The organism is Streptomyces sp. NPDC043996, from assembly GCF_056435225.1.
This window is the reverse complement of record NZ_JBWKEY010000025.1, coordinates 17830-29267: the sequence shown is the minus strand read 5'-3', so window position 1 is coordinate 29267 and position 11438 is coordinate 17830. Positions and strand designations below refer to the sequence as shown.

General features: G+C 73.1%; 9 protein-coding genes and 1 pseudogene. 6 read left to right on the top strand and 4 right to left on the bottom strand.

All coding sequences use genetic code 11. From position 1 onward, the window contains the following. Together AC07A4_RS40455 and AC07A4_RS40450 are read right to left on the bottom strand one after the other, a co-directional pair. A partial coding sequence (locus AC07A4_RS40455; protein WP_478609367.1) for an ABC transporter permease subunit occupies window positions 1-2027 on the bottom strand: 2027 nt, incomplete at its 3' end. A 4-nt stretch (window positions 2028-2031) separates the two neighbouring features. Continuing rightward, entirely contained in the window at window positions 2032-2553 is a 522-nt protein-coding gene (locus AC07A4_RS40450) for a hypothetical protein (protein WP_478609365.1), read from the bottom strand. Window positions 2554-2711: 158 nt separating this feature from the next. On the opposite strand from AC07A4_RS40450, the gene AC07A4_RS40445 reads away from it, so the two are divergent. The 5 genes from AC07A4_RS40445 (at window position 2712) to AC07A4_RS40425 (ending at window position 7952) form a co-directional block, all read left to right on the top strand. Continuing rightward, window positions 2712-3263, top strand: a complete 552-nt coding sequence (locus AC07A4_RS40445; RefSeq protein ID WP_478609363.1) for an MTB12 C-terminal domain-containing protein — start codon at window positions 2712-2714, stop codon at window positions 3261-3263. Then, window positions 3238-4557, top strand: coding sequence for an ABC transporter substrate-binding protein (locus AC07A4_RS40440; RefSeq protein WP_478609360.1), 1320 nt, complete (start codon window positions 3238-3240; stop codon window positions 4555-4557). Before AC07A4_RS40445 ends, AC07A4_RS40440 begins: the two co-directional genes overlap by 26 nt. A 163-nt stretch (window positions 4558-4720) precedes the next feature. Next, a complete protein-coding gene (locus AC07A4_RS40435; RefSeq protein WP_478609357.1) occupies window positions 4721-5986 on the top strand; it encodes a glycosyltransferase family 4 protein in 1266 nt (421 codons plus the stop codon). Then, window positions 5983-6846, top strand: a complete 864-nt coding sequence (locus tag AC07A4_RS40430) for a hypothetical protein (protein WP_478609355.1) — start codon at window positions 5983-5985, stop codon at window positions 6844-6846. Before AC07A4_RS40435 ends, AC07A4_RS40430 begins: the two co-directional genes overlap by 4 nt. A gap of 50 nt (window positions 6847-6896) precedes the next feature. Then, entirely contained in the window at window positions 6897-7952 is a 1056-nt protein-coding gene (locus AC07A4_RS40425; protein ID WP_478609352.1) for a helix-turn-helix transcriptional regulator, read from the top strand. Here the strand turns inward: AC07A4_RS40425 and ctaD are convergent. Beyond that, window positions 7843-9528, bottom strand: a pseudogene (gene ctaD, locus AC07A4_RS40420) (aa3-type cytochrome oxidase subunit I); the annotation flags it as partial. The gene AC07A4_RS40425 and the pseudogene ctaD sit on opposite strands and share 110 nt — an antisense overlap. 482 nt (window positions 9529-10010) lie before the next feature. Between ctaD and AC07A4_RS40415 the strand changes: the two are divergent. Continuing rightward, window positions 10011-10226, top strand: coding sequence for an I78 family peptidase inhibitor (locus tag AC07A4_RS40415; RefSeq protein ID WP_478609350.1), 216 nt, complete (start codon window positions 10011-10013; stop codon window positions 10224-10226). 107 nt (window positions 10227-10333) lie between these two features. Here AC07A4_RS40415 and AC07A4_RS40410 read toward each other — a convergent pair whose 3' ends face one another. Next, the gene (locus AC07A4_RS40410) at window positions 10334-11347 is read right to left on the bottom strand and encodes a phosphatase PAP2 family protein (protein WP_478609347.1); all 1014 of its coding nucleotides are present in this window, start codon (window positions 11345-11347) and stop codon (window positions 10334-10336) included. Between the last annotated feature and the right edge of the window lie 91 nt (window positions 11348-11438).

The window sequence follows — 11438 nt, the reverse complement described above, 5'->3', positions numbered from 1 at the left end:
CTGCCGCCGTTCGCGGCGTTGGCATTGGCGCTTGCGCGCTCGCCGCTTTCACCGCTCTCGCGGTCGGGCGCGGCCGGGAGCCCGGCCCGGGGCGGGCCGCCCCGCGAAGCCCCCGGTGCCAGGGGCGCGGGCCCGGGCATGGGCACAGGTGCGGGCGCGGCCGCCGCCGTGGCCAGGTCTCTCGGCAGCAGGGCCGCGCGCAGCCGCAGCCCCAGCGGGGTCAGCGAGGGGCGCCGCCGCAAGCGCCGCGTCCACGCGCGCAGCGCCTCGTAAGGACCGCCGGGGAAGCGGCCGATCAGTATGGCGAGGACCCCGATGACGGCGGCCGCGACCCCGCCGCGCGCCCCCGCGTCGAGCCCCACGAGCAGGGCGGCCGCGACCAGCGCCCCCAGCAGGCTGTCGGCGCCGAGGACGACCACCGCGGCGAACCACAGCAGCCCCCGCACGGGGTCGTACGCGCCCGGGTCGAACGCCCGCAGCCCCATGCCCAGCATGCCCCCGCCCAGGGCGGCCAGGGCCGCGCCGGTGACGAACGCGGTGAGCTTCAGCGAGCGCACCGCGACCCCGGAGGCCGCCGCCCCCGCCTCGTGGTCGCGCATCGCGGCGAGCGCCCGCCCGGTGCGGCCGCGTCTGAGCGCGGCCACCAGGAGCAGGGAGCCGCCGAGCAGGAGCAGTTCGAGGAGGTAGTACGCGCGGTCCCCGTCGAAGCCCGGCGGCCGCTCCAGGGTGAGGCCCGACGTCGCGTACGGCTGCGCGAACACGAAGCGGCTGACGCCGACGCCGACCGCGAAGGTCGCGAGCGCGAGCGCCAGGCCGTGGCGGCTGATGGCGGGCCAGCCCGTGAGCAGGCCGAGCGGCGCGACGAGCAGCACGGCGACGGCGAGCGCGGGCAGCGTCGGCAGCTCTGGCAGACCGGGGAAGCGGCCGTGCGTGAGCAGCGCCGTGAACAGCGCGCCGAGGCCCGCGTAGGCGGCCTGGCCGAGGGAGATCTGGCCGCCCCTGCCGGTGACCACGACCAGCGAGAGCAGGATGACGGCGAGGGCGGGGACCTGGACGGACGTGGTGAGGTCGGAGCCCGCGAGGCCGAGCGGCAGCAGGAAGAGGACGACGGCCACTATCCACGCCCCTGGCGGGGTCGGGATGCGGGCGGTGGCCGTGCGCGGCAGGGCGTCGCCGGTGCCGACGCCGGGCAGGACGAGCGCGGCGACCAGCAGGGCGACCACGAACAGGTTCGCGCCGACCGCCTGGAGCAGCGGCTCGCCCCACCCGGACGGGTGCAGCCGCGTCAGCTGGCTCTGGGCCACGCCGACGCCGAGGGCCACGACGACCGCCACCGGCAGGTTCCGCATCCGGGCGGCCACGGCGACGGCCACGACCTCCATGACGAGCAGCGGCATGCCGTACGGGTCGAGGCGCACGTACGGGGCGAGCAGGACGCCCGTCAGGCCCGCCGTGAACGAGCCGAACGCCCAGCCCGCCGCCGCGACCCGGTCCGCGTCGATCCCGGCGAGCACCGCGAGGCGGCGGTCGTCGACCACCGCGCGCAGCTCCCCGCCGAAGCGCGTGTAGCGCGTGACGGCGCCCACGGCGAGCGCGAGCGCCACGGCGACGGCCAGCTGGCCCCAGGGGTCGGCCGACACGAGCGTCGGCGCGTCGGCCCGCGCGCCCTGCCCCCAGATCAGCGCCGCGCCGCCGACCAGGAGCACGAACACGCCGAGGGAGGCGACCAGCGTCTGCGCCGGGTCGCCGCCGAGCACGGCGAGCGGCCTGAAGACGGCACGCTCCAGGGCGAGGCCGATGGCGGGCGCCACCACCAGGAGCGTGACGGCGGCGGCGAGCCACAGGGGCCAGCCCCACTCGACGGTGCATTGGCGCAGCAGGTAGGCGCACACCATCGCGATCGCGCCGTGCGCGAAGTTGAGCACGCCCGTCGCGCGGTACGTGACGATCAGACCGATGCCGGTGAGGGCCGCCGCGCTGCCGACCGAGAGCCCGGCCAGGGTGAGGTCGTAGCTCAGCGAGGACACCGGCTCAGCCCTCCGGGGGCCCGGGCGTCGCCGTCGGGGGCTCGTGCGGCGCGCAGACCGGGCAGGGCGTCAGGCCCCCGGCCGCCACGGCCCCGGCGTCGGGGGGCACCGCGTCCGGCTTCCCCGCGACGAGGGGGCAGTCCGCGCGGTGCCAGAGCGTGCCGCCGGGCACCGCGCGCGCCTCCCGGCTGGTGGCGCCCCGCGCCGTCACCCCTTCGGCCCCCGCGGCCGCCTGTTCCTGGCCCTCGACGCTCACGAGCAGGGCGTACAGCTCCTCCACGCGGGCCGCGGCGAGGGCGCTCCTGCCGTGGGCGAGCAGGATCGCGCCCGCGATGATCAGGGCGGCGCCGGGGACGGTGCAGGACGCGAGATAGGGCAGCTGCCGTTCGGCGAAGCGCTCGCCGGAGATGCCGTACCAGCCGATGACGGAGAGGACCGCGCCGGTGGCCAGTGCCGCGAAGGCCGCCCACAGCATGGGGTGCACCGCCCGCAGCCGGGCCGTGCGCGAGGCGGCGGGAGATGTCATCGAGGCCCCCCTGGGAGACGGCAGCGGTCTGACAGGTGCTCAACAGGTGCCTGGTGGGTCTGTTCACGGCAGCCAATGGCTTGCACTATGCCTTCTGGAAGCTGACCCTGAAAGCACCGGGCGCTCTTCGCCCGGACCGACACCCGGTGGTGAGCCAGATGGTTCTCTGGACCAGCCCCAGGCGGGGGAGCGATCTTCGGCGGGGGCGGGTGCGGAGCGCGGCCCTGGCGGCCGCCGCGGCCCTGCTGATCGCCCCCGCCGCCGTGGCCTGCGGCGACGACAGCGGAGACGACAGCGGAAGCCCGCCCCCGCAGCCGCCCGTGGAGACGAGCAAGGACGCGGACGCGCCCGCCGATCCGGCGGCCGCCGAGAAGGAGGTCCGCGCGAACTGGCAGCGGTTCTTCGACCCCTCGGTGTCCCTGAAGGACAAGGAAGCCGTCCTGGAGAACGGCGCCGAGCTGCGGAAGGTCCTGCAGGGCTTCAGCGGGGACGAGCGCGGCAAGCAGGTCGGGGCGAAGGTCTCCGACGTCGAGTTCACCTCGGCGAAGGAGGCGGAGGTGACGTACGCGCTGACGCTGAAGGGCGCAACGGCGCTGCCCGACGCGAGCGGCACCGCCGTGAACCAGGACGACACCTGGAAGGTCTCCGTCAAGACCCTGTGCGCGCTGGTGAAGCTGAGCGGCAATGCGTCGCCGGGCCCGGGCTGCTGAGGCCCGGGGCGCCAGGCGCGTTCTCGCGGCCGCGCTGACGGCGGCGGCGCTCCTGGCGGGCGCCGCCTGCGGCAGCAGGCTGCCCCAGAGCGACTTCGAGCGCCGCCCGACCGGGGCGCCCGAGGGCGGCGGCCCGCCGGTGCGGGTCGGCGTCATCACGAGCGCGACCAGCCCCGTGGGCGGCTCGGCCTTCACCGGGCCGCGCGACGGGGCGAAGGCCTACTTCGCGCGCCTGAACGACCGCGGCGGCGTCGGCGGCCGCGAGGTCGAGGTGCACACCTGCGACGACGGCGGCAGTGGCGTCGGCAACAACGACTGCGTCCACAAGCTGCTCGACGAGCGGAAGGTCGTCGCCCTGGTGGCCACCACCGTCCTGGACTACGCGGGCGCCTCCCGGGTGTCGAAGGCGGGCGTGCCCGACATCGGCGGCCAGCCGATCGGCGCGGCCTACGACACCTATCCGCACCTGTACGGCATCTACGGCAGCCTCGCGCCGCGCGCGGGGAAGCCGGGCTGGGGCGGGAAGCTGTACGGCGGCACGGAGGTCTACCGCTACTTCAAGCGCGAGCACGGCGCCCGCACCGCCGCCGTCGTGTCCTACAACCAGGCCGCGTCGGCCGCGTACGCCCGTCTCGTCGAGCGCGGCCTGGAGCGGGAGGGCTACCGCGTCGTCACCGAGCAGGTGGACTTCGCCCTGCCCAACTTCCGCGCCGTCGCCGCCGACCTCAAGGACCAGGGCGCCGACCTCGTCTTCGACGCGATGGACACCCACGGCAACGCGCGGCTGTGCGAGGCGATGGACGACGTGGGCGCCGACGTCACGGCGAAGGTCACCAACGTGCAGAACTGGTCCGCCGCCGTCGCCGACGACTACAAGGACGCGCCGCGCTGCCGCAACGCCCTGTGGGCCACCGGCGCCAGCCGCAACTACGAGGACACGGGGCACCGGGCGGTCAAGGAGTTCCGCGCCGGTGTGAAGGGCTCCGGGACGCTGTCCCAGTGGCAGCTGGAGGGCTGGGCGGCCGCGATGTGGTTCACGGACGCCGCCCGCTCCTGCGCGGCCGCGGGCAAGGACGTCACCCGCCGTTGCGTCGACCGCTTCATGAGCCGGGGCGAGCCGTACGACGCGGACGGGCTGCTGCTGCCCGTCACGTACGAGAAGCGGCAGCGGCCGCCGGACAGCCGCAGGACGTGTGTGTCCGTGGCCCGCTGGCGGGACGGCGAGGGCTGGGTCACACAGGGCGCCATGGACGAGAACTGCTTCGACGTACCGCAGCTCGCTTACCAGCCATGACCGCTGGACCACTCATGGAGTTCCCCATTCCGCCTCACGATCGGGCCTCCCTTGGACAACAAGACGGTCAGATCGCCCAACCCTTGGCCAAGAATCCCCGTCTAACCCTTCGGTAGGCGGACGAGACGGACTGTCCGCGGAGAATCGCGGAACACGGATACATATGCATATCTCTTTCCTGATTCACAACGCATACGGGATCGGAGGGACGATCCGGACCACGTACAACTTGGCGAACACCCTGGCCGAGCAGCACGACGTGGAGATCGTCTCGGTGTTGCGCCACCGCGACGAGCCGGTCTTCACCCCGGACGCGCGGATCAGGCTGAGACACCTCGTCGACCTCAGGGAGGGCCGCCGGGGATACGAGGGCGACAGCGTCGCCCACCGCACCCCCGCCAAGGTCTTCCCGAGCGCCGAGGGGCGCTACCGCCAGTACAGCGCCCTGACCGACGAGCGCATCGCCGCCCACCTGGGGTCCGTCGAGGCGGACGTCGTCGTCGGCACCCGGCCCGGGCTCAATGTGCACGTCGCCCGCCAGACCCGGCGCGGCGCGCTGCGCGTCGGCCAGGAGCACCTCACCTTCGACGCCCACACCAGGGAACTGCGGCGCCAGCTGCGCAGCGTCTACCCGCGCCTGGACGTCCTGACCACGACGACCGAGGCCGACGCCCGCGCCTACCGCGGGGGGATGCGGCTGCCCGGCGTCCACGTCCAGGCCGTGCCGAACCCGGTCCCCGCGCCCGGCATCGAGCCCGCCGACGGCTCCCGCAAATGGGTCGTCGCCGCCGGCCGCCTCGCCCCCGTCAAGCGGTACGACCTGCTGATCCGCGCCTTCGACACGGTGCGCCGCGAGCGCCCGGACTGGCGCCTGCGGATCTACGGCGGCGGCCGCCAGAAGGACAAGCTGCGCCGCCTCATCGACGACCTCGGCCTGTACAACCACGTCTTCCTCATGGGCCCCGCCCACCCCATCGAGCCGGAGTGGGCCAAGGGCTCCATCGCGGCCGTCAGCTCCAGCCTGGAGTCGTTCGGGATGACCATCGTCGAGGCGATGCGCTGCGGGCTTCCCGTCGTGGCCACCGACTGCCCGCACGGGCCCGGCGAGATCATCGACAACGGTGTCGACGGCCGCCTCGTCGAGGTCGGCAACCCCGACGCCATGGCGGGCGGGCTGCTTGAGCTCATCAACGACGACGCGCTGCGCCGGCGCATGGCGGGCGCCGCCCTCGAAGACTCCGAGCGCTTCGACCCGGCCCGGATCGCCGAGCGCTACGAGGCGATGTTCACCGGCATGATCAAGAGCGGCGGCTCGCTCGGCGGCCGGGTGCGCGGCACGCTGCACCGCGCCCGTGGCGCACTGCTCAGCGGCGCGTACGCCGTGCGCGACGCCGGAAGATCCGCACCGACGAAGGAGCGTCTCGCATGACGGCCGTGTTCACCCGGGACACGAGGGACGACCCGACACCGGCCGCAGCGGGGCAGGACCAGGCGGCCGCGCCCCGCGCGGACTGCATCGCCGACTCCGCGGGCGGCCTCACCTTCGACGTCACCGACCCCGGCGGGGCGGGCACCGCCCATCTGCTGCTGCGCCTGCGGGACTCCGACCCCGCCGCCGAGGTGCGCCTGCCGCTCACCCCGGCCGCCGACGGCAGGCTGCGCGCCGCCCTGCCCAGCAGCGTGGAGCTCGCCGAGGGCCGCTGGAACGCGTACGCGCTGGTGGACGGCGGCGAGCCGCGCCGGCTCGTGCCGGGCGTCAACGACCTGCGCTCGCTCGTCGACCGCGCCCCGAGCGGCAGCCGCGGCCATGTCTCCGTGCGCATCCCCTACGCCACCAAGCAGGGCAACCTCTCGGTGCGCGCCTGGGTGCGGGCCCCGCACGCGGAGGCCGGTGAGCTGGGCATCACCGAGACGGGCCTCACGGCGCACGCCCGGGTGTACGGCGTGGAGCCGACCGCCGCGGCGCGGGTGGAGGCGGTGCTGCGCGCCGACCCCGGCCGGGTGGTGCGCGCCGACGTCACCGCGAGCGGCCCGGAGTTCGACGTCGCGCTGCGCTACGCCGACCTCGCCGCCGGGCCCGGCCCCTGGGACCTGTGGCTGCTGCCCCGGGGGGACGAGGGGCCGCGGGTGCGCCTCGCGCGGCTGCTCGACGACATCGCGGACAAGAAGCCGATCTTCAGCTATCCGGTGACGGTCCTCGACGGACCCGAGGGAGCCGTCGAGATCGGGCCGTACTACACCCACGACAACGACCTGGCGGTACGGGTGCGCGCCGCGCAGGAGGGCTGAGGCCGGATCGCGGACCGTAGCTGTCCGCATCAGGCGGCAGAATCAGCGTCATGTTGGAGACCTCCGCACGACTGCTGCGCCTGCTCTCACTGCTGCAGGCCCACCGGGAATGGTCAGGCGCCGATCTCGCCGAGCGGCTCGGCGTCACCTCGCGCACCGTCCGGCGCGACGTGGACCGGCTGCGCGAGCTCGGCTACCCGGTCAACGCGAGCCCCGGCACCGGCGGCGGCTACCAGCTCGGCGCGGGCGCCCAGCTGCCCCCGCTGCTGCTCGACGACGACGAGGCCGTCGCCGTCGCGGTGGGCCTGCGCACCGCGGCCGGACAGGGCATCGAGGGCATCGGCGAGAGCTCGGTGCGCGCCCTCGGCAAGCTCGAACAGGTCCTGCCCGGCAGGCTGCGCCACCGCGTCAGCGCCCTGAACGCCTTCACGGTGCCGATGCTGCACGCGCCCCGGCAGCAGGCCATCGACGCCTCCCTGCTCACCGAACTGGCCGCGGTCTGCCGCGACTCCGAGCGCCTGCGCTTCGACTACCTCGACCACGGCGGCACCCCGAGCCGCCGCGCCGTCGAGCCGCACCGCCTGGTGTGCACCGAGCGCCGCTGGTACCTGGTCGCCTGGGACCTGGACCGCGCGGACTGGCGCACCTTCCGCGTGGACCGGATCACGCCCCGGCCCCCGCACGGCCCGCGCTGCGCGCCCCGCACCCCGCCCGCCGACGACCTCGCCGCGTACGTCTCGCGGGGCGTGTCGACCCACGCCTACGCCGAGCGGTCCACCATCCGCCTGCTGGTGCCCCTTGAGGAGGCGACGCGGCGGGTGAAGCCGCTGTACGGCACCCTGGAGGCCGAGACCGAGGACACCTGCCTGCTGCGCACGGGCGCGGGCAGCCTGGACTTCCTCGTCTTCCACGTGATGTTCCTCGGCTTCGAGTTCGAGGTCGTCGAGCCGGTGGAGCTCAACGAGCGGATCCGGTCGGCCCGGGATCTCCTGAGCCGGGCCCTGGACCGGGGTGATCCGTCTGGTCGTCCGGCGCCCGCAGCGCCGCGTACTGAGGATGGTGCAGGTCGAACGCCGGGGACTCGGAGCGGATCCGGGGCAGCGTGACGAAGTTGTGCCGCGGCGGCGGGCAGGAGGTCGCCCACTCCAGGGAGCGGCCGAACCCCCAGGGGTCGTCGACCTCGACCTTCTCGCCGTACTTGGCCGTCTTCCAGAGGTTGTAGAGGAACGGCAGCGTGGACAGGCCGAGCAGGAAGGCGCCGATGGACGAGACGGTGTTCAGGACCGTGAAGCCATCGGCGTCCAGATAGTCGGCGTACCGGCGCGGCATGCCCTCGGCGCCCAGCCAGTGCTGCACGAGGAACGTGGTGTGGAAGCCCACGAACAGCGTCCAGAAGTGCATCTTGCCCAGGCGTTCGTCGAGCATCTTGCCGGTGAGCTTCGGCCACCAGAAGTAGAAGCCGCCGAAGGTCGCGAAGACCACCGTGCCGAACACCACGTAGTGGAAGTGCGCCACCACGAAGTACGAGTCGGTGACGTGGAAGTCGATCGGGGGAGAGGCGAGCAGGACCCCGGTCAGGCCGCCGAACAGGAACGACACCAGGAAGCCGACCGCCCACAGCATCGGCGTCTCGAAGGACAGCGAGCCCTTGAGCATCGTGCCGGTCCAGTTGAAGAACTTCACCCCGGTGGGCACCGCGATCAGGAACGACATGAACGAGAAGAACGGCAGAAGCACCGCGCCCGTCGCGAACATGTGGTGCGCCCACACGACCACCGACAGGCCCGTGATGGCCATCGTCGCGCCGACCAGCGGCAGATAGCCGAAGATCGGCTTCCTGCTGAACACCGGGATGATCTCCGAGACGATGCCGAAGAACGGCAGCGCGATGATGTAGACCTCCGGATGGCCGAAGAACCAGAAGAGGTGCTGCCACAGCAGCGCGCCTCCGAACTGGGCGTCGAAGACCACGGAGTGGAAGCGCCGGTCCGCCTCCAGGACGAGCAGCGCGGCGGCGAGCACCGGGAACGCGATGAGCACCAGGATCGAGGTGAACAGGACGTTCCAGGTGAAGATCGGCATCCGGAACATCGTCATGCCCGGGGCCCGCATGCCGATGATGGTGGTCAGGAAGTTCACCGAGCCGAGGATCGTGCCGAACCCGGACAGGGCCAGGCCCATGATCCACAGGTCGGCGCCGATGCCGGGGGACCGCTCCAGGCTGTTGAGCGGCGCGTAGGCGAACCAGCCGAAGGCCGCGGGGCCGCCCGGGATGACGAGCGAGCCGAGCACCATCAGACCGCCGAAGAGGAACAGCCAGTACGAGAGCATGTTCAGACGCGGGAACGCCACGTCGGGGGAGCCGATCTGCAGCGGCATGATCTCGTTGGCGAAGCCCGCGAACGTCGGCGTCGCGAACAGCAGCAGCATGATCGTGCCGTGCATCGTGAACATCTGGTTGAACTCTTCGTTGTTCATCAGCTGGAGTCCGGGGCGGGCGAGTTCGGCCCGCATCAGGAGCGCCATGACTCCGGCGATCAGGAAGAAGACGAACGACGTGATCAGATAGAGATGGCCGATCTTCTTGTGGTCGGTGGTGGTCAGCCAGTCGACGATGATCCGGCCCGGCGTCCGCTCCCGCGCCGGGCGCCCCGCCGCCGCCCGCACCGTCTGCGTCCCCATCGCTTGCCCCTTCGCCGTCGCGTCCTGGGCTGCCCGAAGCACAGGCCATGATGCTCGCGCGCCTCCGACTCCAACAGGGGGCGTACGGCTCGGGGGCGCCGGAGCGCGCACCGGCACGGCGGGCGCGCACACCCTGGAATCTTGAATTCCTCCCGCTCCGTCACCTCCCGGGCAGTGTCAGGGAATCCGGTCCGTGGCGGACCCGCGAAGGATTTCCGGAGATATTCGCAGGGGTCTTCCCAGGCGCTTCGGACGCACTCCGCGACGGGTTTTCCGACGTGGGTTCAAGGGGGCGCTAAGGGCCTTGGAGTTCGGCCTGAATTCGCCCGTGGCGAGGGCGGAACCGCTCGTACGTGTGACGGTGTCCGGGAGAAACACGCGTCGTGATCCTGTGACAAAAGCGTGACCAGAGAGGTATCAGTGACGCGTGGTGCGCGGTTCCGGCCTTCCCCGACGCGGACCGGCCGCCTACCGTGGCGGGCATGGCACCCATCCCCACACCGCCCGCGGAACCCCAGGACACCCCGGACTCCTACGTCGGCCTGGAGGCCGCGGCCGCCGAGCGGCGGGCGCGTGCCCGCGGCTGGTCCTCCGTCAGGTCGCTGGCGCCCGGCGCGTTCATCACCATGGAGTACCTCGCCGGGCGGCTGAACTTCGAGGTCGCCGAAGGCCGGGTGACGCGCTGCTGGAAGGGCTGAGCGCGCGCGGGCCGCGCACGAAGGCCCCGGTTCCTGTCGGAGCCGGGGCCTTCGTGGTGCGGGAGTCAGCTGTGCGTACCGTTTCCCGCGGTCGGGGTGCGGCGGGGTCAGCCGCCGGTGACGGGCCGCGCCGAGGTGCCGCGCACGCGCTCGGGGTGCGGGGGGCGGCGGGGGCCCGCCGGGGTCACCGGGGTGCGCTCGCAGCGGGCGGTGTGCGGGCCGGGGGCGAGGTAGGCCGGGGTGCGCGGGCGGGCGGTGGCGACGGGTTCCCGCACGGGCGGCTGGTCCCCGGGGCCCTTGGCCGCGGCCGGACCGGCGGAGGTGCGCTGCGGCACCAGGGCCGGGGCCGGGAGCGGGGCGGGGCCGCGGGCGCGCAGCCGGTCGCGGACGCTGAGGATCACGGCCTCGGCCTTGGCGACGAGCGGCTCGAACCAGGGCAGCGCGAGCAGGATGAGCAGTCCGGCGGCCCAGCCGAGGAAGACGTCGCTCAGCCAGTGCGTACCGAGGTAGACGGTGGTGAGGCCGACGCTCAGGGAGACCACGGCGGACAGCGCCGACAGATAGCGGCGGGTGCGCGGCGTGGAGGCCAGATAGGCCAGGATTCCCCAGGTCACGACGGCGTTGGCGGTGTGGCCCGAAGGGAATATATCGCCGCCCTGCCACATCTCGTTCGAGCCGATCACGGTGGCGTAGTGCGGGCCGAGGCGGCCCATGCCGAGCTTGGCGGCGCCGACCGTGGCGTTGAGCAGCAGCAGCGCCGTACCGAACATCAGGAGCGGGCGGAGGGTGTGCTGCCGCCAGGAGCGCCAGCCCAGCCAGGCCGCGACCATCACGGCGGTGGGGCCGCGCTGGCCGAGCACGACCCAGTAGTCGAGGAAGCCGTGGATCTCGGGCCACTGCTGGTAGGGCCGGAAGAACATGACCTGCCAGTCGAACCGCACCAGCCAGGAGGTGGCAAGGACGGCGACCACGATGGCGAGATAGAAGGCGAGGGTCGCGCTGAAGAGCACGACCCGGTGCCGGCTCATCTTCGGCCCATCCACATGAACCGGTCGTTCCGGCTCACGGTCTAGACGGGCGAAGAGCCGGTCCAGACGGGTCAGGTTTCGTTCGGTACGCACCCAATCGACGTTACAGCGAGTGAGTGCCCGAGCCGGTCGAATCGGTGGGGTTGTGATGACGATGTGATGTGGCATTGCTCTCAGGCCCCGG

Coding starts and splice junctions, on each gene's coding strand:
- AC07A4_RS40450 (WP_478609365.1), bottom strand. CDS start 2,553: ATGACATCTCCCGCCGCCTCGCGCACGGCCCGGCTGCGGGCGGTGCAC.
- AC07A4_RS40445 (WP_478609363.1), top strand. CDS start 2,712: ATGGTTCTCTGGACCAGCCCCAGGCGGGGGAGCGATCTTCGGCGGGGG.
- AC07A4_RS40440 (WP_478609360.1), top strand. CDS start 3,238: ATGCGTCGCCGGGCCCGGGCTGCTGAGGCCCGGGGCGCCAGGCGCGTT.
- AC07A4_RS40435 (WP_478609357.1), top strand. CDS start 4,721: ATGCATATCTCTTTCCTGATTCACAACGCATACGGGATCGGAGGGACG.
- AC07A4_RS40430 (WP_478609355.1), top strand. CDS start 5,983: ATGACGGCCGTGTTCACCCGGGACACGAGGGACGACCCGACACCGGCC.
- AC07A4_RS40425 (WP_478609352.1), top strand. CDS start 6,897: ATGTTGGAGACCTCCGCACGACTGCTGCGCCTGCTCTCACTGCTGCAG.
- AC07A4_RS40415 (WP_478609350.1), top strand. CDS start 10,011: ATGGCACCCATCCCCACACCGCCCGCGGAACCCCAGGACACCCCGGAC.